Annotated in this window: 15 protein-coding genes; 13 read left to right on the top strand and 2 right to left on the bottom strand. The window is 69.2% G+C overall.

Annotation, left to right across the window (positions count from 1 at the left end; translation table 11 throughout):
* Positions 1 to 105: 105 nt before the first annotated feature.
* The 6 genes from AB3X07_RS15945 (at position 106) to AB3X07_RS15920 (ending at position 9,633) form a co-directional block, all read left to right on the top strand.
* Entirely contained in the window at positions 106 to 2,034 is a 1,929-nt protein-coding gene (locus AB3X07_RS15945; RefSeq protein WP_369939586.1) for an alpha-L-fucosidase, read from the top strand.
* Positions 2,035 to 2,333: 299 nt separating this feature from the next.
* Positions 2,334 to 3,029, top strand: coding sequence for a hypothetical protein (locus AB3X07_RS15940; RefSeq protein ID WP_369939585.1), 696 nt, complete (start codon positions 2,334 to 2,336; stop codon positions 3,027 to 3,029).
* A 364-nt stretch (positions 3,030 to 3,393) separates the two neighbouring features.
* Positions 3,394 to 3,909 carry an RNA polymerase sigma factor gene (locus AB3X07_RS15935; protein WP_369939584.1) on the top strand — a complete coding sequence of 172 codons (516 nt, stop codon included), beginning with the start codon at positions 3,394 to 3,396 and terminating at the stop codon, positions 3,907 to 3,909.
* The gene (locus AB3X07_RS15930) at positions 3,906 to 4,949 is read left to right on the top strand and encodes a FecR family protein (protein ID WP_369939583.1); all 1,044 of its coding nucleotides are present in this window, start codon (positions 3,906 to 3,908) and stop codon (positions 4,947 to 4,949) included. The genes AB3X07_RS15935 and AB3X07_RS15930 overlap by 4 nt, the downstream gene beginning before the upstream one ends.
* 138 nt (positions 4,950 to 5,087) lie before the next feature.
* Positions 5,088 to 8,024: a TonB-dependent receptor gene (locus AB3X07_RS15925; RefSeq protein ID WP_369939582.1), complete on the top strand. Its 2,937-nt coding sequence runs from the start codon at positions 5,088 to 5,090 to the stop codon at positions 8,022 to 8,024.
* Positions 8,025 to 8,034: 10 nt separating this feature from the next.
* Positions 8,035 to 9,633 carry an alkaline phosphatase D family protein gene (locus AB3X07_RS15920; protein WP_369939581.1) on the top strand — a complete coding sequence of 533 codons (1,599 nt, stop codon included), beginning with the start codon at positions 8,035 to 8,037 and terminating at the stop codon, positions 9,631 to 9,633.
* Between the two features lie 49 nt (positions 9,634 to 9,682).
* Here AB3X07_RS15920 and AB3X07_RS15915 read toward each other — a convergent pair whose 3' ends face one another.
* Complete coding sequence (locus AB3X07_RS15915; protein WP_369939580.1) at positions 9,683 to 10,585, bottom strand: LysR family transcriptional regulator; 903 nt, start codon at positions 10,583 to 10,585, stop codon at positions 9,683 to 9,685.
* 106 nt (positions 10,586 to 10,691) lie between these two features.
* Between AB3X07_RS15915 and AB3X07_RS15910 the strand changes: the two genes are divergently transcribed.
* Positions 10,692 to 11,699 (top strand): YeiH family protein, encoded by a 1,008-nt coding sequence (locus AB3X07_RS15910; protein ID WP_369939579.1) that lies wholly within the window; start codon positions 10,692 to 10,694, stop codon positions 11,697 to 11,699.
* Positions 11,700 to 12,077: 378 nt separating this feature from the next.
* Positions 12,078 to 13,058 carry a cation diffusion facilitator family transporter gene (locus AB3X07_RS15905; RefSeq protein WP_369939578.1) on the top strand — a complete coding sequence of 327 codons (981 nt, stop codon included), beginning with the start codon at positions 12,078 to 12,080 and terminating at the stop codon, positions 13,056 to 13,058.
* 103 nt (positions 13,059 to 13,161) lie between these two features.
* Here the strand turns inward: AB3X07_RS15905 and AB3X07_RS15900 are convergent, their stop codons facing one another.
* Positions 13,162 to 15,225 (bottom strand): 3-hydroxyacyl-CoA dehydrogenase NAD-binding domain-containing protein, encoded by a 2,064-nt coding sequence (locus tag AB3X07_RS15900; protein WP_369939577.1) that lies wholly within the window; start codon positions 15,223 to 15,225, stop codon positions 13,162 to 13,164.
* Positions 15,226 to 15,463: 238 nt separating this feature from the next.
* Between AB3X07_RS15900 and rpoE the strand changes: the two genes are divergently transcribed.
* From rpoE to lepB, 5 genes are all read left to right on the top strand, one after another.
* The gene (gene rpoE / locus AB3X07_RS15895; protein WP_369939576.1) at positions 15,464 to 16,084 is read left to right on the top strand and encodes an RNA polymerase sigma factor RpoE; all 621 of its coding nucleotides are present in this window, start codon (positions 15,464 to 15,466) and stop codon (positions 16,082 to 16,084) included.
* Between the two features lie 14 nt (positions 16,085 to 16,098).
* On the top strand, positions 16,099 to 17,040 hold the full coding sequence (locus tag AB3X07_RS15890) for a sigma-E factor negative regulatory protein (RefSeq protein WP_369939575.1): 942 nt from the start codon (positions 16,099 to 16,101) through the stop codon (positions 17,038 to 17,040).
* 100 nt (positions 17,041 to 17,140) lie between these two features.
* Complete coding sequence (locus tag AB3X07_RS15885; RefSeq protein ID WP_369939573.1) at positions 17,141 to 18,691, top strand: DegQ family serine endoprotease; 1,551 nt, start codon at positions 17,141 to 17,143, stop codon at positions 18,689 to 18,691.
* 214 nt (positions 18,692 to 18,905) lie between these two features.
* Positions 18,906 to 20,696, top strand: a complete 1,791-nt coding sequence (gene lepA, locus AB3X07_RS15880) for a translation elongation factor 4 (RefSeq protein ID WP_369944786.1) — start codon at positions 18,906 to 18,908, stop codon at positions 20,694 to 20,696.
* Positions 20,697 to 20,796: 100 nt separating this feature from the next.
* Positions 20,797 to 21,597: a signal peptidase I gene (gene lepB, locus AB3X07_RS15875; RefSeq protein WP_369939572.1), complete on the top strand. Its 801-nt coding sequence runs from the start codon at positions 20,797 to 20,799 to the stop codon at positions 21,595 to 21,597.
* Positions 21,598 to 21,612: the final 15 nt, after the last annotated feature.

Here is a 21,612-nt window from a genome sequence, read left to right as displayed (position 1 = left end):
ACGGCACACGTGTGAGGTTCCGCCTTGAGCGACCGTGCTTCGGAGCAGGGCTGTTCCGCCGTCGGAAAAGCTAAGATCCGAGCTCGTGCAGAGTCGGAGGCGCCAATGATCGATCGTCGTACCTTTCTTGCCACGGGTGTTGCGGCCGTCGCCGCGAGCTTCGGCGCATCCGCCACGCGGCTCGTGGCCGCGCCGCGTGGCAACGGGCCGGCGCCGTGGGGCGCCGTGCCGAGCGCGCGACAGCTGCGCTGGCACCGCTGGGAGCAATACGCGTTCGTGCATTTTGCGATGAACACCTTTACCGACAAGGAGTGGGGCTACGGCGACGAAGACCCGCGCACGTTCGATCCCAGCGATTTCTCCGCCGACCAGATCGTCGCCGCGGCCAAGGCCGGCAACCTGAAAGGACTCATTTTCACCGCCAAGCACCACGATGGCTTCTGTCTCTGGCCGACGCGCCTGACCGAACACTGCATTCGCAATTCTCCCTACAAGAACGGCAAGGGCGACATCGTCGGCGAAATGGCTGCGGCGTGCCGACGCGCGGGCCTGGCCTTCGGCCTCTATCTCTCGCCCTGGGATCGCAACCACGCCGAGTACGGCCGCCCCAGCTATCTCGACTATTTCCGCAAGCAGATCGTCGAACTGTGCACGGGCTACGGCGAGCTGTTCGAGTTCTGGTTCGACGGCGCCAATGGCGGCGACGGCTACTATGGCGGGGCGCGCGAATCGCGCAAGATCGATGCGCCCGCCTACTACGACTGGCCGCGGACGATTGCGCTGGTCCACCAGCACCAGCCGCTGGCCTGCACCTTCGATCCGCTCGGCGCCGACATCCGCTGGGTGGGCAACGAGGATGGCGTGGCCGGCGATCCGTGCTGGCCGACCATGCCCAATGCCCCTTACACCCAGGAAAACGGAAATGCCGGCGTGCGCGGCGGGGCGCTGTGGTGGCCGGCCGAAACCAACACCTCGATCCGCCCAGGCTGGTTCTACCATGCCGACGAAGACGGCAAGGTGCGCAGCCCGGAGAACCTGGTGCGCTACTTCGACACCTCCGTCGCGCGCGGCACCAACATGAATCTCAATCTTCCGCCCGACCGGCGCGGTCGCATCGCCGACCATGACGTCGCGGTGTTGAAGAGCTTCGGCGACGCGATCCGCGCCAGCTTCGCCATCGATCTGGCCAAGGGCGCCAAGGCCAGCGCCAGCGCGTCGCGCGGCGCCGGGTTCGAACCGGCGCGCGTGCTCGACCGCCAGCCGGACAGCTACTGGTCCACGCCGGACGACGTCACCACGCCGACGCTGACCCTGGAACTGCCGGCGCTGCGCAGCTTCGACCTGATCCGGCTGCGCGAATACCTGCCGCTGGGCGTGCGCGTCACCCGCTTCGCGATCGAAGCGCAGGTCGATGGGCAGTGGCGGCGCTTGGCCGAAGCACAATGCATCGGCGCGCAGCGGATCCTGCGGCTGGATCGCCCGGTCGCCGCGCGCCAGGTGCGCCTGGTCGTGCTCGAGGCGCCGGTGTGTCCGGCGATCAGCGAGTTCGCGTTGTTTCGCGCGGTGGCGCCCGTGCCGGTCGCTCGGCCGACGGCGAACGCGCCCGATGTGGTGTCCACCGCGGGCTGGCGCATCGTCGAGGCCAGCGCGCCAGGGGCGGAGACGTTGCTCGACGACGATGCCAGCACGGTCTGGCTCCTGCCCGCGCCCAAGCCGGGTCATCCCGCGCAGGTGACCATCGATCTCGGCGCGCTGCGACAAGTGGCCGGCTTCAGCCTCACGCCGTCGCGCGCCGTGCTCAACGGCGCCGCACCGCCGAAGGGCTATCGCGCCGAAACCAGCGAGGATGGCCAGCACTGGCAGCCGGCCGGCGCCGGCGAACTGTCCAACATCGCCTACGCGCTTGCGACCCAGCGTGTGAATTTCCCCGATGTCCGTCAGATCCGCTACCTGCGGCTGTCGTTCGCCGAAACGGCGGTGCCCGCCGAGCGGTTGGCGATCGCCGGGATCGGTGCATTCTCGCGTTTGCGCTGACGGCTTGCGATCCAGGCCGCCATGCACGCTAGGGGGCATGGCGGGGTGGCGCGGTTTCACGGACTTACAGGCGCCGCGCGGATCGACTGCCGACGGAGGCTGGCGTCGGCGTCGCCTAGGCGCCACGGTTGGGCCGAGCCGCCGGAACATCAGCGACTGGACGAGGGCAGCGTTTCGGGCAAGGCCCGCAGCGCGCGGTGGCACCGGCATCGCGCGCTTCGGCAGCCTGCTTCGGTCCGGGCCTGGAGATTGCAGATAAGCTGCTCGCTCCAGAGACTCGGGTGTAGGCCATGGGGTACATGAGCCAGGGATCCGCAATCGCCAAAGCCCTTCCAGCGGCAATGCTGTTCTTGGGATTTGCCGCTTGCGCGGCGCCGTCGAATGCTCAGCAGCAGGATGCCGCGCAAAGCGTGACCTCCGCCGATGTGCAGCGCGAGCAGGATCGTATCGCTCAATCGATTGTCGATGCGGCCACGCCTTTGCTTCTTTCACTTGCGACGTGGAATGGTTACTCCGAACTTCCGCCGGGTCCGGAACTCGGCGTCAGTCAGTTGTTGCAGCAAGTCGACGCGATGGCCAGGGCCATCCGCACCTATCGCGATTCCGAGCCGCGCAAGGTGGAGCAGGTGCTGGGCATGCCGCTGCCACCGGACGCCAAGCAGGAGCGGAGAGGCGTCAGCGGGCGCGTCGGCACTGGCCGCTACTCCTGGGCGGTCTGGAAGCTGTCTCCCAACAATCCGGGCCACATCGTCGAGTTGACCCTGACCCCGGACGCATGCCTGGCCTACGACGCGATCAGGGCGCCGCTGGAAGCCAGAGGCTTTCGCGTCTACGTGCCCACCTTCGGCGACGATCAGCGGATCTCGTTCGACAAGGCGGCGGGGCCTTCCCTGAGCCTGTTCATTGCCGTGACTCCCGATCGCCGGGAATCGCCGAAGTGCGTGACGGTGGTGAGCTTCGAGTTGGATCGACGCGATACGGATTCCCCGGGGTGAGTGCTCGCCCAACAAGGCGAACGGGAAGGGGGGATGGCCGTCATGGGATGCGCGCGATCCTGAAAGGGATGAAGGCGCACTTGTGCGGGTCGGTGCGCAGCGAATGGAGCGATTGTCCCTTCGTCCGCGATCTGTCCCGGGCGGCTGGAAATGCTGGCGCGCACCGCATCGTCGGCATAGGGGCGCAGTAGGTTAGACGCAGCGCCGCGCACCGCCGTACGCAACGCGGCAGCGCCGCGATGCCATCGTGCTGTCATCTTGCGGCGCACCGCCGTACGCAACGCGGCAGCGCCGCGATGCCATCGTGCTGTCATCTTGCAACCGGAATATCGGCCGTTTAGATGGTCGGTGCGGTCGATTGGCGGTGAGCAGCGTCAGGATCTGGGAGAAGAGCTACGAGTTGCGGCGGCGCCTGCTGCGCGGCTTCTTCCTGCGCCGTGGCTCGCATGCCGAGGACGCCGAGGATCTGGCGCAGGAGGTCTATCTGCGCCTGTTGCGTAGCACCGGCGAGAACGCCGAAGCGGTCGCCAATCCCGAGGCCTACCTGTTCACGGTGGCGGCCAATCTGGCCCGCGAGCATGCGCGCTCGCGCGCGTCGCTGCCGCCGCTGGAGGACGTCGAGCTGCTGGCCGAAGTGCTCAGCAGCGAAGAGGATGTGGAAGGCGGGTTCGAACGCCGGCAGCGCTGGAACGACATTCGCGGCGCCATCGCCAGGCTGCCGCCGGCGACCCGCCGCATGATGGAACTGCACTATCGCGATGGCCTGGAGTGCGCGCAGATCGGCGCGCAACTGGACGTGTCCGTGCACATGGTGCGCAAGCACATCGGCAGAGGACTGGATGCCTGCCGCAAGGCGGTGCGCGCAGGGGAGGACGCATGAGCACCGATCCGATCCGCGGCGACGGCACGCTGGCCGAGCAGGCGGCGCACTGGTTCCTGCTGCACCGCCAGGGGCCGTTGAGCGAACCCCAGCGCGTGGCGTTCCTCGACTGGCTGCAGGGTTCGCCCGAGCACGTGCGCGAGTACTTGCGCGCCCTGCACCTGCATCGCCAGGTGGGCGCGGCGCTGGGCGCGGCACCCGACGCGGGCGCGACCGCCGGCCAGGCGCCGCGCGCCGAGCGCGGCGTCCCGGCCAAGGTGGTGCCGCTGTTTTCCGCCGCGCCAGCCGCAGCCGCAGCCGCGGCCGCGCCTCGCGGGCGTCGCGGCCGGCGCGGCTGGACGCTGGCGGCAGCGGCGGCCTGCCTGGCCTTGGCGCTGGGTCTGGCGCTGCCGCACTTGCAACCCCGGCCGCTATTGCTGGCGTCCGGGCACGGGCAATTGCGCGAACTGCGGTTGTCCGACGGCACGCAAGTGCGGCTCAACGCCGACAGCGTCGTGCGCGTGCGCATGGGCTGGTGGGCGCGTCATGTCGAGTTGTTGCGAGGCGAAGCCAGCTTCGACATCGCCGCCGATCGGCGGCCCTTCCAGGTGCAGGTCGATGGGCTGCGGATTCGCGATATCGGCACCGTGTTCGACGTGTCGCGGCGGCTGCAGGGCATCCGCATCGGGGTGATGTCCGGCGAGGTGGAGGTGTGGAGTGGCGGGGTCGCGGCGCGACGCCTGGCGCAGCTCGACGCGGGCCGGGTGGTGCTGGTGGAACGCGGCGGCGCGGTGCAACGGCTCGACATGCCGGCGGCGATGCTGCTGGACTGGCAGCAGCGCAAGGTCTCCTTCCTCGATGAGCGCCTGGACGAAGTCGCCGCGGCGTTCAATCGGCACAACGCGGTGCAGGTGGTGGTCGAGGACGCGGCGGCCGCGTCGGTGCGCCTGTCCGGCAGCCTGGACGCGCACCGCGTCACGGCATTGCAGGCCTTCCTGCAGCGCGATGCGCGCCTGGCAGTGCGCCGCGACGGCGACACCGTGCGGGTCTCCAGTCGCTGAGTGCGGCGCATGCCGGCGCTGTCAGAAAAAATTCATCGAATCCGCGTTCTCCATTTCCGCGCTTTCCCGCTCTTTCTTAGGAGAAGCCGCCGTCGATCCGCGACGTGGCGCCGCCATCTTCTCCTCCAAGGAACCGCAATGCGGAAGCAGCTCTCCCTGTCGATCGTCCTCGCCCTCTCTCCCGGTCTGCTCTTGCACGCGCATGCGGCCGCGCCGGACGGACTGCAGATCCGGGTCGCCGCGCCGATCGCGGCGCAGCCGCTGGGCCGCGCGCTGGAACAGCTCTCGCGGCAGTCGGGCGTGCAGTTCCTGTACTCGCCGACCGGCACCGTCCCCATCGGCGGAGCGGTCCCGGCCGGGGCGACCGTCCAGCAGGCGCTCGATGCGCTGCTGGCCGGAACCGGCTTGAACTACGCGGTGGTCGACGGCAACGTCATCGCCATCGATCCGGCGCCGGCGCGCAACGCGCCCGCGCCAGCCGTGCCGCCGCCGCCGCGCGAGCAGGAGGCGCCGGTCGCGCCCACCCTGGATGCGGTGAAGGTGATCGCCGCGCACGAGGTGATCGAGCAGAAGAAGACCTCGCCGGTGATCCGGGACTCGGTGATCTACGACGAGATGGACAGCTACGGCGACGAGACGCTGGCCGAGAGCCTGATGGCCGCGCCCGGGGTGAGCGCGGTGGAGGATGCGGGCGAGCCGCGCTACGTGACGGTGCGCGGGGTGCAGCCCAACCTCAACTACACCACCATCGACGGCATCGCCATCGCCAGTGTGGGCGGCAGCGGATCCGGCGAGCGCATGAACAACCTGCAGTTGATCCCCAGCGACATCGGCACCCGCACCGACATCTACAAGAGCTTCAGCGCCGAGCAGGCGCCCGACGCCATCGGCGGGGTGATCGACATCGTCAGCCGCAGCGCCTTCGACCGTTCGGGGCGGTACGTGTTCGCCGACGTGGCCGGCATCTACTCCACCGCCGAGACCGACGTCGGCCGCAGCGCCGGTGGCGACCACAAGACCCTGGGCCACTTCGGCAAGAGCGCCAAGGCGGTGTTCTCCGACCAGTTCGGCGCCGACCAGCAGTTCGGCATCGTGGCGGTGGCGCGCTACGAACAGCGCTCGCGCAACAGCATCAAGCGCTGGGTCGAATCCAACTACTACTTCAACGATGCCGGCAAGTACCTGACCGACGGCACCACCGAACCCAGCGAGGCCGCCGGCTGGAACGGCCTGCGTGCGCCGGGCAACTACAGCACCGGCACCTACACCAACTACATCACCAACTTCGGCGGCTCGGCCAAGCTGGAGTGGAAACCGTCGGACGAACCGTTCTACGCCTCGCTGCTGCTGTACTCGTACCGGTTCTACGAGAACTCGACGATGAACAAGACCGACCTGTACGGCAACGCCAAGTTCCCGATCCGCAACCAGACCGAGGACGGCGGCACCACCCAGATCAACAGCATCTACATCAAGAACCGGCACGATCGCTGGGACCGCAACAACCGCGGCGCCATCGCCAACGTCAGCTGGGACACCGGCGAGCTGTCCAGGCTCACCCTGCGGGCCGGCCATACCCAGGAGACGTTCGACAACACCCAGGTCTATTGGGGCGTGCGCGCCTATCCGAGCAACCTGTTCGTGGACTATGCCAACGACAGTCACGGCTTTCCGAACGCGGTCGGGGTGTCCTCGCCGAGCCTGCTGACCACCTCGGCGTTCAAGCTCAATCCGGCCCAGGCCTACACCTCGCCGCGCGATGCGCAGGAAAGCATCGACGATCTGCGCGTCGATTTCACCCACAACATCGAGGCCGACGCGCGCGGCTTCGGTTTCGCCGCCGGCGCCGAGTACCGCCACCTGAAGATCTGGCAGGACATCGAGTTCGATTACTACAAGACCAGTGCCACGCTCAACGACTACCTGTATCCCGGTTCGACCCTGGTCGGCACCGTGGCGGGCTTTCCGTTGATCGACAACCGCAAGTGGAGCGAGCAACTGGCGCCGACCCTGGGCGACAACAACGCCGCCTACCCGAACGCCAACGTCACCAGCGATTACAAGTACGTCGAGGACATCGGCAACGCCTACCTCTCGGCACACTACGCCTGGGAACGCCTGCTGCTGATCGGGGGCCTGCGTTACGACCACACCCGCTTCGACGCGTACAGCCCGTTCAGCGCCGACGGCGGCAAGACCTATACCGCGGACCTGCGCAAGACCGGGGGCGGCTACGACAATCTGCTGCCGTCGTTGAACGCCACCCTCAAGCTCAACGAGGACCAGCGCCTGCGTTTCTCGGCGAGCCGCACGCTCGGGCGGCCGACCCCGAGCAACATCGCCCAGGCCACCAGTACCAACTGCGGCGACGACGGGCAGGGCGGGAACTTCTGCACCATCCAGCAGGGCAACGCCGAACTGAAGCCGCGCCGCGCCACCAACCTCGACCTGGCCTGGGACCTGTACTTCAACGGCAACAACGGCCTGGTCTCGGTGGCGCTGTTCGACAAGCGCATCCGCGACGACATCTACACGCTCACCACCTTCGAGACCATCGGCGACGTGCGCTACCGGGTGACGCAACCGATGAACACCGACGCCTCCACGCTGCGCGGCGTGGAGTTCGCCATCGCCAACCGCAACCTGCGCGTGGGCCAGCAGCGCTTCGACATGTACTTCAACGCCACCCGGCTGCAGGGGCGCACCGACTACCGGATCAGCGACGGCAGCGAGCGCCGCCTGGGCCGCCTGCTGTACCAGCCGGACTGGTCGTTGAACGGCTCGCTGATCTGGCGCATGCCGTGGCAGGGCGCGCAACTGCGCGTGTCCGGCACCTACCGCAGCCGCATGCTGGTCGACTTCGGCGACACGCAGTGGCTGGACTCGTACTACGACCCGTACATGACCTTCAACCTGGCCTTCAGCCATCGCATCGGCAAGCACGTGACGCTGAAGTACGAAGCCAAGAACCTGTTCAACACGCAGCCGACCTACAGCACCGGTCCCGATGGGCGCTTCCGCACCGAGATCGACGACTACGGCCGCTTCTTCTACTTCCACCTCATCTACAACTGAGGGCATCGCCATGAACACCTTCAATCGCAGGCGCTTCCTTGCCTTGTCCGGCTTGTCCGCGTTCGGCGCCTGGATGGGCGCCGCCTCCGTGCTGGCGGCGGAGAACGACGCCAAGGCGTTGATCCCGCGCAACCTGCTCGCCACGCCGCGGTTCGCGACGACGCCGTTCACCCTCGGCGTGGCCTCCGGCGATCCGTCGCCGGACGGCGTGGTGCTGTGGACGCGGCTGGCGACCGAGCCGCTGGTGTACGGCGGCGGGATGCCGACCAGGCCGATGGTGGTCGAGTGGCAGGTGGCCGCCGACGAGCGTTTCGCCCAGGTGGTGCGGCAGGGATCGTCGCTGGCCCACCCGGAGCTGGGCCATGCGCTGCATGTGGAACTGGAAGGCCTGGCGCCCGCCCGGCCGTATTGGTATCGCTTCAGCGTCGGCGGCCACGCCAGCCCGGTCGGCCGCACCTGCACCTTGCCGGCGCCGGACGCCGCGGTGGACCGCGTGCGCTTCGCGGTCGCCGGCTGCCAGCACTACGAGGAGGGCCACTACACCGCCTGGCGGCGCATCGCCGAGGAGCCGCTGGATTTCGTGTTCCACTACGGGGACTACATCTACGAAGGTGCCGCGCGGCCCGGCCCGCGCACGATGAACGGCCGCCCGTTCACCAACCTGCGCAACCACGTCGGCCCGGAGATCTACACGCTGGACGACTACCGGCGCCGCTACGCGCAGTACAAGAGCGATCCCGACCTGCAGGCCGCGCATGCGGCGGCGCCGTGGTTCGTGACCTTCGACGACCATGAGGTGGACAACGACTGGGCCGGGACCGAAGACCAGGACGGCACGCCCAGCGAGGTGTTCCTGCTGCGCCGCGCGCAGGCCTTCCAGGCGTACTACGAGAACATGCCGTTGCGCCGCGCCTCGTTTCCGCGCGACGGCCACCTGCAACTGTATCGGCGTGCGCGCTACGGCCGCCTGATGGACCTGCATCTGCTGGACACCCGCCAGTACCGCAGCAAGCAGGTGGAGGACATGCGCCAGCGCGCGCAGATCGAATCGCCGGCGCGCAGCATCATGGGCGCGACGCAGGAGCGCTGGCTGTTCGACGGGCTGGCCGATGCGGCGCCGCGTTGGCACACCATCGCCCACCAGGTCGCCTTGGGCAACTACGTGCGCGAGAAGGACGGCCAACTCATCGCGTCCGACGACCAGTGGTCGGACTACCTGTCCAGCCGCCGCCGCCTGCTCGCGCACATCCAACGTGTCGGTTTCGGCAACGTGGTCACCACCTGCGGCGACGCGCACCGCCATTACGCCAGCGACCTGGTGCAGGACAACGCCGAATCGGGCATCGTCTCCAGCGAATTCCTGGCGACCTCGATCACCTCCGGGTCCGATGGCCTGGGCGTGGATGCGATTGCCGAGAACACCTTGCGCCACAGTCCGCACCTGAAGGCGACCACCGACAAGCGCGGCTACGTGCTGTGCGACGTGACCCGCGATGCGTGGATCGGCGACATGAAGACGCTGGACCAGGTGATGCAGCCGAATGGCGCACTGCGCAGTTGGAAGCGCTATGCCGTCGCGCACGGCAAGCCGGGGTTGCAGGAGGCCTGAGGCATGGCCGGATGCGGCGGTGAAGCCGCGCGCGTCCGCCTTGGTTACGTCAGCCGCTCACCGTCACCGCATCGCCGCCGCTGGCCAGCAACGCCGCCGCGGCCGCGCCGAGCGCGCGTTCGCGGTGGCGCACCGCATGGAAGGTGCGCGTGCCCAGGGCGCCGCCCACGCGCTGCAGGCGTCCGCTTTCCAGCCAGGGCGCGGCCGCCAGTTGCGAGACCGCGGCCACGCTGTGCCCGGCCGACAGCACCGCCGACAGCACCGCCTCGTTCGAGGGCAGAGTGAGCGCGACGCGCAAGGTCTCCGGGGCGACCTGCGCCGCCCGCAGCGCGCCCTCGAACTCCGAGCGGGTGCCGGAACCGGGCTCGCGCATGATCCATGACGTGGACGCCGCAAGCGCCGGCAGCGCGATCCGGCGGCGCCCCGCCAGCGGGTGCGCCGGCGCGGCGACCACCAGCAGCCGGTCCTGGGCCAGCGCGGTCAGCTGCAGCGCCGGGTCGTGCACGCCGCCCTCGACGAAGCCCAGTTCCGCCCGGCCCTCGGCGACCGCGCGCGCCACGCTTTCGGTGTTGCCCACCTGCAGGCGGATCTCGATCCGCGGATGGCGCGCATGGAACGCCATCAATCGCGCCGGCAGCCAGTAGCTGGCCACGGTCTGGCTGGCATGCAGTTCCAGGGTGCCGCGCAGCACGCCGCTCCATTCGCTCAGGGCCAGTTCGGCGGCATGGGCGCGCGCCAGGATCGCTCGCGCTTCGTCGGCGAATGCGGCGCCGGCGGCGGTCAGCTCGATGCCGCGGCCGACGCGATGGAACAGGGCCACGCCGTAGCGGGTTTCCAGCGCCTTGATCGCGGCGCTGGCCGCCGACGGCGTGCGGTGCGCGGCCTGCGCGCCCAGGGTCAGGTGCTGGCGCTCGGCGACGGCGACGAACAGGGCGAGTTGTTCCAGGGTCATGGCAGGATCATTCGGAGATATCGAACGAACTATCCAGCATTATGCGATGGAATGACAGAATGCGTGGGCGCATCCTGCCGCCACTTCGACAAGGCGGGCGTGGGCAATGCGCAAGATGGACGGGAGCGACAAAACGCTGTGGCCAGGTGTGCTGCTCGCCGCGGCGGTGGCGGCGCTGGCGATGCTGGCCGAGCGCGTGCAACTGCGCTGGCTGGGCCGCCCGTGGGTCGATGCGCTGGTGTTCGCGATCGTGTTCGGCACGCTGCTGCGCACCGCGGTGCGGTTGCCCGCGCGCATGCACGATGGCATCGCATTCGCCGCCAAGTTGCCGCTGGAAGTGGCGATCGTCCTGCTCGGTGCGTCGGTGAGCGTCAGCGCCATCGGGGCGGCGGGCGGCGTCTTGCTGGGCGCGATCGCGGCGATCGTGTTGCTCGCGATCGGCATCGGCTACGGCATCGGGCGCCTGCTCGGCCTGCCGGCGCGCCTGGCCACGCTGGTGGCCTGCGGCAATGCGATCTGCGGCAATTCGGCGATCGTGGCGGCGGCGCCGGTGATCGAGGCCGACTCGGACGAAGTGGCCGCGTCGATCGCCTTCACCGCCGCGCTGGGCATCGTGGTCGTGCTGGTGTTGCCGCTCGCGGCGCCGCTGTTCGGCCTGGACGATCGCCACTACGGCATCCTCGCCGGCATGACCGTGTATGCGGTGCCGCAGGTGCTCGCTGCCACCCTGCCGGTGGGCGCGGTCAGCGCGCAGGTCGGCGCGATGGTCAAGCTGATGCGGGTGGTGATGCTGGGGCCGGTGATGCTGCTGCTCGGCCTCGTCGCGGGCCGGCCGGGCGCCGCGCGGCTGCCGTTGCATCATGTGGTGCCGTGGTTCGTGCTGGGCTTCATCGGCATGCTGCTGGTGCGCAGTTCCGGCCTGCTGCCGTCGGCGGTGGCGGAGATCGCGCAGCGCGCCGCGACCGATCTGACCCTGGTGGCGATGGCGGCGCTGGGGCTGTCGGTGAACCTGCGGTCCGTGCTCGCCTCCGGCGGGCGGGTGCTGGCCGCTGGCACGCTGTCGCTGCTGGCGCTGGCCGCCATCAGCCTGTTGCTGGTTCACTATCTGCCGTAGGGGCCGCTGTACGCGCCGCGATCCGTGGCGTCGGTGTCGTCCAGCGGGATCGCGCTGCGCGCCACCAACACCAGCGAAGCGCTACGGTCGGCGGCCATCGGTGCGATGTAAAGGCCCACGCCGCTGCGGCGCCGTCGAAGGCCATGCTCTGCGGTTCGATGGCAGCACGACGTTGCGTGGTGATGCGGCATTCCTCATGCCGCGCTCCACGTGAGGACGGTGCGCTGCCATGCAGTGTTCGAGCGCGAGTGCACGGCTGCGTGCGCGTGATGGTCGCGCCCGGCATGACCAGCGCGGGCGGAGCGGTGTAATAGTCTCCGCCGTGGCGGGCGCCCTAAGGTGGCGGCATTCTTCGCCTGTATCGCTACGAGCCTTCGCATGGGACACGACCACAGCCACGCACCGACCGAGATCCGCCACGAGAAGCCCTTGTGGTGGGCACTGGGACTGACCGCCGCGTTCCTGCTGGTGGAGGTCGTCGGCGCGTTCCTGACCAATAGCCTGGCGTTGCTGTCCGATGCCGCGCACATGGCCACCGACACCCTGGCGCTGATGATCGCGCTGATCGCGGTGCGGCTGAGCCGGCGTCCGCCCGACGCCAAGCGCACCTACGGCTACGCGCGGCTGGAGGCGCTGGGCGCCCTGTTCAACGGCGGCATGCTGTTCGTGGTCGCCGCCTACATCCTGTGGGAGGCGGTGCAGCGCTTCCGCCAGCCGCAGGAAGTGGCCACGATCGGCATGCTCGGCATCGCCGCGTTCGGCCTGCTGGTCAACCTGATCTCGATGCGCCTGCTCAAGGCTGGCAGCGGCGAAAGCCTGAACATGAAGGGCGCGTACCTGGAAGTGTGGAGCGACATGCTCGGCTCGGTCGCGGTGATCGTTGGTGCGCTGGCGATCCGTCTCACCGGCTGGAGGATGATCGACCCGATCCTGGCGGTGCTGATCGGCCTGTGGGTGCTGCCTCGCACCTGGGTGCTGCTGCGCGAGGCGGTCAACGTGTTGCTGGAAGGCGTACCCAAGGGCATGGACATGGCCGCCGTGCGCGGCTATCTGCGCGGCGTTCCGGGGGTGGAGGACGTGCACGACCTGCACGTCTGGGCGCTGGCCTCCAGCACGCCCGCGCTCACCGCGCACGTGGTGGTCGCCGCCGATGCCGACGCCGACGCGTTGCGCGCGACGCTGTGCGATGGCCTGCATGCGCGTTTCGAGATCGACCATGTGACCCTGCAGATGGAAGCCGGGCATTGCGGCGCCGCGCCGTGCGGCACGCCGGCAAGCGCCGCGGCGGACGACCACGGCCATGATGATGGGCATGCGCATCATGGGCATGGCCACGCGCACGGGCATACGCATCCCTGACACTAGGACGCTTGCGCTTCCCTGTAGGAGCGGCTTCAGCCGCGACAGGATGCGCGTCGGCAAGGCCTGTCGCGGCTGAAGCCGCTCCTACACGAAGCGAGGGTCAGGCCGCCGGTTCGCGCAGCGCCGGCGCGTCCCAGCCCGGGCGCGGCGCGAAGCGGTCGCCGTAGCGCGCCTGCAACGCGCGCAGCCGCGCCAGCAAGGCCTCGGCGCCGGCGGTGCGGATGTACTGGATCGGGCCGCCGCGGAACGGGGCGAAGCCGGTGCCGAAGATCACGCCGGCATCGAGCAGGTCGGCATCGGCGACCACGCCCTCGTGCAGGCAGGCGACCGCCTCGTTAAGCAGCGGCAGGATCAGGCGGTCCTCCAGGTCGTCGGGCGCGCGATAGTCCTTGGCCACTTCCGGCTTCTTCGCGCGCCCGTTCTCCCAGGCGTACAGGCCTTGCCCGTCCTTCTTGCCGCGCTTGCCCGGTTCCACCGTCTGCAGCGCCGCCGGGATCGGCAGGCCCAGGAACGGCGCCAGTTCGGCGCCGACGCCGGCGGCCACGTCCAGGCCCACGGTGTCGATCAGTTCGATCGGCCCCATCGGCATGCCGAACTTCACCGCGGCCTTGTCGATCACCGGGCCGGGGATGCCCTCGGCGTAGGCGGTGGCCGCTTCCAGCAGGTACGGGAACAGCACGCGGTTGACCAGGAAGCCCGGCGTTCCCGCGACCGGGACGGGCAGCTTGTCGATCGCCTTGCAGAACGCGGCCAGCCGCTTCTGGTTCTCCGGCGCCAGGCCGTCGTGGCAGACGATCTCCACCAGCGGCATCTGCGCCACCGGGTTGAAGTAGTGCAGGCCGCCGAACTGCGCCGGGCGTTGGATGTGCTCGCGCAGCTCGGTCAGCGGAATCGATGAGGTGTTGGTGCTGAGCAACGCCGTGGGCTGCATGCGCGGCTCCAGCGACGCGTACAGCTCGCGCTTGGCCTGCGGATTCTCGATGATCGCCTCGATCACCAGATCCGCCGTCGGCACGCCGTCGCCGGCCAGGTCGCCCTTCAAGCGCGCCGCCACCGCCGGGCGTTTGCTGTCGTCCTTGACCCGCTTGGCGAACAACTCGCCGGCGCGGCTCAGCGCACCATCGATGAAGCGCTGCTCGCGATCCTGCAGGGTCACCTCGAAGCCCTTGTAGGCCGACCAGGCGGCGATGTCGCCGCCCATCACGCCGGCACCGACCACGTGCACGTGGCGGATGCCATGGTCCTTGCCGCCCAGCGCCTTGAGTCGTTCGGTGAGGAAGAAGATGCGGATCAGGTTGCGCGCGGTCGGGGTGCTGGCCAGCTTGACCACCGCCTTGCGCTCGGCATCCAGGCGCGCCTGGATGCCGCTGCCGCCGCTGCGCTCCCACACGCCGATCAGCGCGTACGGCGCCGGGTAGTGTTCCTTGCGCGCCTTGCGCGCCACCTGCTTGCGCATCTGCGGCGCCAGCAGCTTGCGCGCCGGCCAGGTGTTGGTGGCCCAGGCGGTGGCGCGCTGCTTGAAGGGACGGGTGCTGCCGGACAGCGCCAGCGCCACCGCGGTATCGACCAGCACCGCCGGCGCGGCGACCTTGTCGACCAGGCCCATCGCCCGCGCCGCCGAGGCCGACACGGTGCGGCCGGTGAGCATCAGGTCCATCGCCGCCGGCGCGCCGACCAGCCGCGGCAGGCGCGCGCTGCCGCCCCAGCCGGGGAAGATGCCGAGCTTGGTCTCGGGCAGGCCGATGCGGGTGGACGCATCGCTGGAAGCGACGCGGTAGCGGCAGGCCAGCGCGATCTCGGTGCCGCCGCCCATGCAGAAGCCGTGGACCGCGGCCACGGTCGGGCAGGGCAGTTCGGCCAGTTTCTGGAAGGTGGCCTGGCCGCGGCGGATCGCGTCGTTGACGGTGCCGCGCCGGTCGAACTCCTGGAACTCCTTCAGATCCGCGCCGGCGATGAAGCCGTTGGCCTTGGCCGAGCGGATCACCACGCCCTTGGGCGGGTCGATGGCGATGCGTTCGAGCAGGTCGCCCAGCTCCAGCAGCACGTCCTGCGACAGCGCGTTGACGGGGGCGTCCTGGCGGTCGAGGCTGAGCACGACGACGCCATCGCCGCGGATGTCCGCTTGCCAGTGACTGAATCGGAGCCCGTCGAAGCCTGAGAGCATGGGAGGACCATCCGCTTATGTATGGAGAAGATCGTTATCATCCAGAGGTTGTTTCCCTTGCGTCAAATCCCAATCCACGGGGAGTGACGCGCAGGTCCCGCGACCGCTGGCATGGCGCCAGCCTAACGGAACGCGGGTTAACGTCGTGGGGCGGCGGTCCGCAGGGCCGCTGAACTTTTTTCCGGAATGGCGGTCAGATGGTCCGACGTAGGTTGGGCTGACAGGAGTGCGGCCCGTTATGGCCGATGTCGAAACACCTCAGGAGCTGGACCTGGAACTGGTCCGGCGCGTGCAGCGCGGCGAGAGCGCGGCGTTCGATGTGCTGGTGCGCAAGTACCAGCACCGGATCGTCGGGTTGATCGGGCGCTACATCGCCGACTGGAGCGAATGTCAGGACGTGGCCCAGGACACCTTCATCCGCGCCTACCGCGCGATAGGGAATTTCCGCGGCGACGCCCAGTTCTCCACCTGGTTGCACCGGATTGCCGTGAACACCGCCAAGAATCACCTGGTTGCGCACAACCGCAGGCCGCCCACCGACGACGTCGACGTGCTCGACGCCGAGCAGTTCGACAGCGGCACGCGGCTGCGCGACACCGACACGCCCGAGCGCGAACTGATGCGCCAGGAGCTGGAGCGCACGGTGATGAAGGCGGTCGACGGCTTGCCGGAGGAATTGCGTACCGCCATCACCCTGCGCGAGGTGGACGGAATGAGCTACGAGGACATCGCGCAGAAGATGGGGTGCCCGATCGGCACCGTGCGCTCGCGGATCTTCCGCGCGCGTGAGGCCATCGACGCCGAATTGCGTCCCCTGCTGGATACCGACAGCGCCACCCGTGAGCGACACCGCGTATGACCGACACCACGCCCATGCCCCATTCCGAGCCGACCCCCGGCGCCATGCCGCCGGACAAGTTCGAACTGCACTACCGGCAGCAGCTCTCCGCCCTCATCGACGGCGAGCTGCCGGCCGACGAAGCGCGCTTCGTGCTGCGCCGCCTGCAGCACGACACCGAACTGTCCGGTTGCCACGAGCGCTGGCAGCTGTGCGGCGACATCCTGCGCGGCCGCGTCTGCGCGCCGGCGCCGGTCGATTTCAGCGAGCGCGTGCGCCAGGCCGTGGCGGCCGAGGCGCAGCACGCCGACGCCGCACGTGCCAGCGCCGCCGCCGGAGGCCGCCGTTCCTGGCGCTGGGGCGGCAGTGCCGCGCTGGCGGCGTCGGTCGCCGCGATCGCGTTGTTCATGACCCGCGAACGCCTGCCCGACGCCGCGCCGGCCGCGCCGGCGGTGCAGGTCGCCGATTCCGCTGCGCCTGCCGCCTCGGCCCCGGCGCTGCCGTCCGCCGCCGCGCATGCGCCGACGCCGGTCCCGACGCCGGCGCCGGCCGATCCGCAGGGCGATCTCGGCGCGGCGGTGGCCGCGGCGCCGGCGGTCGCCATTGCCGCGACCCGCCGCCAGGAGGCCGCCGCGCGCCGCGGCGCCACCCGCACCCAGCAGGCCGCGCGCGGCAGCGCGGCGCGTGGCGCCGAGCCGGTGCGCGCGGTCGCCGCGGCCACGCCGCCACGGCCGGTGCTGACGCCGGCGCAGGCCGCGCCGGTGCTGGCCCAGCAGCACCCCGACGATCCGTTCGCGCACCAGCCCGCCACCCCGCTGCAGGCCCGGCCATGGCCGCGTTCGGCGCTGGCGCCGGCCGCGTCCGGCAGCGCGTTCACCGCCAGTTTCCCGCGCCAGGGCGCGCCGGCGGCGTTCTATCCGTTCGAACCGCGGCTGCCGGCCGACACCGCGTCCGCGCCGGCGCCGCAGCAACCTTGATCCGAGGCGCCGGCCGGAGCGCGCGCTTCGTCCTGGCGCGCGGTGCGCGCTGCACCGCCAGCGTTTTCCTTCCCTTTCCCGAACCGGAGGCTCGCGTCCGATGACTCACCGTATCCGCCACCATCTGCTGGGCGTGTTGGCCCTGACCCTGCCGCTGGCCGCCTGCGCGCAGCAGCCGGAGCCGTCCGCGACTTCCGCCGCGGCGCCGGTCGCGCGCGCGGCGCCGGCGCCGCAGCTGGTCGCCGGGCTGCCCGATTTCACCAACCTGGTCGAGCAGGTCGGGCCGGGCGTGGTCAACGTCGAGACCACGATCAGCCGCAAGGCCGCGGCCACGCGCGGCGGCGGCGGCATGCCCGACGATGACCAGATTCCCGAGTTCTTCCGCCGCTTCTTCGGCCCGGACGGCATGCCCGGGCGGCCCGGCATGCCCGGCCCGCAGGGACCGGACGACGACGACGGTCCCGCCGGCCGCTCGATGGGGTCGGGCTTCATCATCTCGCCCGACGGCTACGTGCTGACCAACCACCATGTGATCGATGGCGCCAGCGAGGTCAAGGTCAAGCTGACCGACCGCCGCGAGTTCACCGCCAAGGTGGTCGGCAGCGACCAGCAGTACGACGTGGCGCTGCTGAAGATCGACGGCAAGAACCTGCCGACGGTGCGGGTGGGCGACTCCAACGGGCTCAAGCCGGGCCAGTGGGTGGTCGCGATCGGTTCGCCGTTCGGCCTGGATCACTCGGTCACCGCCGGCATCGTCAGCGCCACCGGCCGCAGCAATCCCTACGCCGACCAGCGCTACGTGCCCTTCATCCAGACCGACGTGGCGATCAACCAGGGCAACTCCGGCGGCCCGCTGCTCAATACCCGCGGCGAGGTGGTCGGCATCAATTCGCAGATCTTCTCCGCCTCCGGCGGCTACATGGGCATCAGCTTCGCGATCCCGATCGACCTGGCGATGAGCGCGGTCGAGCAGATCAAGAAGACCGGCAAGGTCAGCCGCGGCATGCTCGGGGTGACCATGCAGCCGAACATCAGCGACGTGGAGGCCAAGGGCCTGGGCCTGAGCGACACCCGCGGCGCGCTGGTCAACGGCGTGCAGCCGGGCAGCGGCGCGGCCAAGGCCGGGATCGAGCCGGGCGATTTCATCGTTGCCTTCAACGGGCAGAAGATCAACACCCGCGAGGACCTGCCGCCGCTGGTGGGCATGCTGCCGCCGGGCAGCAAGGCGCGCGTCACCGTGATCCGCGACGGCAAGCCGCGCGACATCAGCGTGACCCTGAGCGAACTCAGCGACGACGGCATGGCGATGGGGCCGCAGCAGCCGGGCCGCGGCGGTGCCGCGCCGGCGCCGCAGGCCGCGGAGAGCAGCGCGCTGGGCATCAGCGTGGAGGAGATCCCGGCCCCGGTCCGGCAGAAGCTCGGCCTGCGCGCGGACGAGGGCGTGCAGGTGGCGCAGGTCAGCCGCGCGGTGGCGAGTAAGTCGCAGCTGCGTCCGGGCATGATCGTGCTGCAGGTCGGACGCACTCCGGTCTCCAGCGCGGCGCAGTTCCACAAGCTGACCGCCGGGGCCAAGAAGGGCGACGTGGTGATGCTGCTGGTGCGCGCGCCGGGCAGCCCGGCCAGCCAGTTCGTCGCCATCAGCGTCGAGTGATCCCCCGCGACCGCTCGGTCGCGCCGACGGCCAGCGCACGCAGCTGCGCTGGCCGTCCTTGATTTCATTGGAAATTTCGCCAGGTGGGCAGGGCCGCGCCGACACGGCCACGGGTGCGCCGCGCACGGCGGCCCGCGGCGCTCCGGGCATGCGATAATGGCCCGTTATCCTGACGACGGTCCTGGCCGCCGCCCACCTCATGTCCTCTGATTCGATGCGGAACATCCGCAACTTCTCCATCATCGCCCACGTCGACCACGGCAAATCGACCCTGGCCGATCGCATCATCCAGCTCTGCGGCGGCCTGCAGGCCCGCGAGATGGAAGCGCAGGTGCTCGACTCCAACCCGATCGAGCGCGAGCGCGGCATCACCATCAAGGCCCAGTCCGTTTCGCTGCCGTACACGGCCAGGGACGGGCAGGTCTACCACCTGAACTTCATCGACACCCCCGGCCACGTCGACTTCTCCTACGAGGTCAGCCGCTCGCTGGCCGCCTGCGAGGGCGCGCTGCTGGTGGTGGACGCGGCGCAGGGCGTGGAAGCGCAGTCGGTGGCCAACTGCTACACCGCGGTGGAGCAGGGCCTGGAAGTGGTGCCGGTGCTCAACAAGATCGACCTGCCCACCGCCGACATCGAGCGCGCCAAGGCCGAGATCGAGGCGGTGATCGGCATCGACGCCGAGGACGCGGTCGCGGTCAGCGCCAAAACCGGGCTCAACGTGCAGGAGGTGCTGGAGGCCATCGTGCACCGCATCCCGCCGCCGGTGCCGCGCGACACCGACAAGCTGCAGGCGCTGATCATCGACTCCTGGTTCGACAACTACCTGGGCGTGGTCTCGCTGGTGCGGGTGATGCAGGGCGAGATCAAGGCCGGCGACAAGCTGCTGGTGATGTCCACCGGCCGCACCCACCAGGTCGACAGCGTCGGCGTGTTCACGCCCAAGCGCAAGGTCCTGCCGGCGCTGCGCGCGGGCGAGGTGGGTTGGGTCACCGCCAGCATCAAGGACGTGCACGGCGCGCCGGTCGGCGACACCCTGACCCTGGCCAGCGACCCGGCGGCCAAGCCGCTGCCGGGCTTCCAGGAAATGCAGCCGCGCGTGTTCGCCGGCCTGTTCCCGGTCGATGCCGAGGACTACACCAACCTGCGCGAGGCGCTGGACAAGCTGCGCCTGAACGACGCGGCGCTGCGTTTCGAGCCGGAAAGCTCCGAGGCGATGGGCTTCGGCTTCCGCTGCGGCTTTCTCGGCATGCTGCACATGGAGATCGTGCAGGAGCGGCTGGAGCGCGAGTACAACCTGGACCTGATCAGCACCGCGCCGACCGTGGTCTACGAGGTGCTCAAGACCGACGGTTCGATCATCAGCATGGACAACCCGGCCAAGCTGCCGCAGTTGAACATGGTCGAGGAGATCCGCGAGCCGATCATCCGCGCCAACATCCTCACCCCCGAGGAATACATCGGCAACATCATCAAGCTGTGCGAGGAGAAGCGCGGCAGCCAGATCGGCATCAACTACCTGGGCAGCCAGGTGCAGATCAGCTACGAGCTGCCGATGGCCGAGGTGGTACTGGACTTCTTCGACAAGCTCAAGTCGGTCAGCCGCGGCTACGCCTCGCTGGACTACCACTTCGTGCGTTTCGACGCCGGCCCGTTCGTGCGCGTGGACGTGCTGATCAACGGCGACAAGGTCGATGCGCTGTCGCTGATCGCGCACCGCAGCCACGCCGACCGCCGCGGCCGCGAACTGTGCGAGAAGATGAAGGACCTGATCCCGCGGCAGATGTTCGACGTGGCGATCCAGGCCGCGATCGGCTCGCAGATCATCGCCCGTACCACGGTCAAGGCGATGCGCAAGAACGTGCTGGCCAAGTGCTATGGTGGCGACGTCTCGCGCAAGAAGAAACTTCTGGAAAAGCAGAAGGAAGGCAAGAAGCGCATGAAGCAGGTCGGCCGCGTGGAAATCCCGCAGGAAGCCTTCCTGGCTGTGCTGCAGATGGATAAGTAGCTGGGAATGGTGAATAGGGAATGGGGAATGGAAGAGCGCATGCTCTTGCCTTTCCGATTCCCCATTTTCGATTCCCGATTCCCATTCCGAAGGAACAAGAATGAAATGGTTTGAAATCGCGCTGGTGGTCCTGACCTTCGCCACCGGCATCATCTGGTTGCTGGACAAGCTGTTCTTCGCCAAGCGCCGCGCCGCGCGCGCCGGCCTGCTCGATTCCGAGCCGGTGCTGGTGGATTATTCGCGGGCGTTCTTCCCGGTGCTGGCGGTGGTGCTGATCCTGCGCAGCTTCATCGCCGAGCCGTACAAGATCCCGTCCAGCTCGATGATGCCGAACCTGCTGGTCGGCGATTTCATCCTGGTCAACAAGTTCTCCTACGGCTTCCGCCTGCCGATCACCAACCAAAAGGTGATTCCGGTCGGCGAGCCCAAGCGCGGCGACGTGGTGGTGTTCAAGCCGCCGCACAAGCCGGACGAGAATTGGATCAAGCGCGTCATCGGCCTGCCCGGCGACCGCATCGGCTTCCATGGCGACACCCTCTACATCAACGGCACGCCGATGAAGTACCAGGTGCGCGGCGAGTACGTCGGCAAGGGCAAGGGCGCGGAGATGACCGGCGCCACGCTGCTCACCGAGTACCTGCCGGGCCGCACCCACACCGAACTGGAATGGCTGGGCCGCAACAGTCCGGCCGGCCAGGGCGACTGGGAGGTGCCGGCGGGCCAGTACTTCGTGATGGGCGACAATCGCGACAACAGCGAGGACAGCCGGTTCTGGACCCAGACCCACTTCCTGCCCGAGGAGAACCTGCGCGGCAAGGCGTTCCTGGTCTGGCTCAATTGCGAAGGGTGGTTCTGCAGCGGCAGTTTCGATCCCTCGCGGATCGGAACCGGCATCCAGTGATTTCTGGCGTAAGGG

Source organism: Xanthomonas sp. DAR 35659, from assembly GCF_041242975.1.
In the GTDB taxonomy this organism is placed as follows: domain Bacteria; phylum Pseudomonadota; class Gammaproteobacteria; order Xanthomonadales; family Xanthomonadaceae; genus Xanthomonas_A; species Xanthomonas_A medicagonis.
This window is presented reverse-complemented; position numbering and strand designations above follow the sequence as displayed.

What these genes read in the sequence shown, in the direction of transcription:
- AB3X07_RS15945 (WP_369939586.1), top strand. Translation starts at nt 106, where the DNA reads ATGATCGATCGTCGTACCTTTCTTGCCACGGGTGTTGCGGCCGTCGCC.
- AB3X07_RS15940 (WP_369939585.1), top strand. Translation starts at nt 2,334, where the DNA reads ATGAGCCAGGGATCCGCAATCGCCAAAGCCCTTCCAGCGGCAATGCTG.
- AB3X07_RS15930 (WP_369939583.1), top strand. Translation starts at nt 3,906, where the DNA reads ATGAGCACCGATCCGATCCGCGGCGACGGCACGCTGGCCGAGCAGGCG.
- AB3X07_RS15925 (WP_369939582.1), top strand. Translation starts at nt 5,088, where the DNA reads ATGCGGAAGCAGCTCTCCCTGTCGATCGTCCTCGCCCTCTCTCCCGGT.
- AB3X07_RS15920 (WP_369939581.1), top strand. Translation starts at nt 8,035, where the DNA reads ATGAACACCTTCAATCGCAGGCGCTTCCTTGCCTTGTCCGGCTTGTCC.
- AB3X07_RS15915 (WP_369939580.1), bottom strand. Translation starts at nt 10,585, where the DNA reads ATGACCCTGGAACAACTCGCCCTGTTCGTCGCCGTCGCCGAGCGCCAG.
- AB3X07_RS15910 (WP_369939579.1), top strand. Translation starts at nt 10,692, where the DNA reads ATGCGCAAGATGGACGGGAGCGACAAAACGCTGTGGCCAGGTGTGCTG.
- AB3X07_RS15905 (WP_369939578.1), top strand. Translation starts at nt 12,078, where the DNA reads ATGGGACACGACCACAGCCACGCACCGACCGAGATCCGCCACGAGAAG.
- AB3X07_RS15900 (WP_369939577.1), bottom strand. Translation starts at nt 15,225, where the DNA reads ATGCTCTCAGGCTTCGACGGGCTCCGATTCAGTCACTGGCAAGCGGAC.
- rpoE (WP_369939576.1), top strand. Translation starts at nt 15,464, where the DNA reads ATGGCCGATGTCGAAACACCTCAGGAGCTGGACCTGGAACTGGTCCGG.
- AB3X07_RS15890 (WP_369939575.1), top strand. Translation starts at nt 16,099, where the DNA reads ATGCCCCATTCCGAGCCGACCCCCGGCGCCATGCCGCCGGACAAGTTC.
- AB3X07_RS15885 (WP_369939573.1), top strand. Translation starts at nt 17,141, where the DNA reads ATGACTCACCGTATCCGCCACCATCTGCTGGGCGTGTTGGCCCTGACC.
- lepA (WP_369944786.1), top strand. Translation starts at nt 18,906, where the DNA reads ATGCGGAACATCCGCAACTTCTCCATCATCGCCCACGTCGACCACGGC.
- lepB (WP_369939572.1), top strand. Translation starts at nt 20,797, where the DNA reads ATGAAATGGTTTGAAATCGCGCTGGTGGTCCTGACCTTCGCCACCGGC.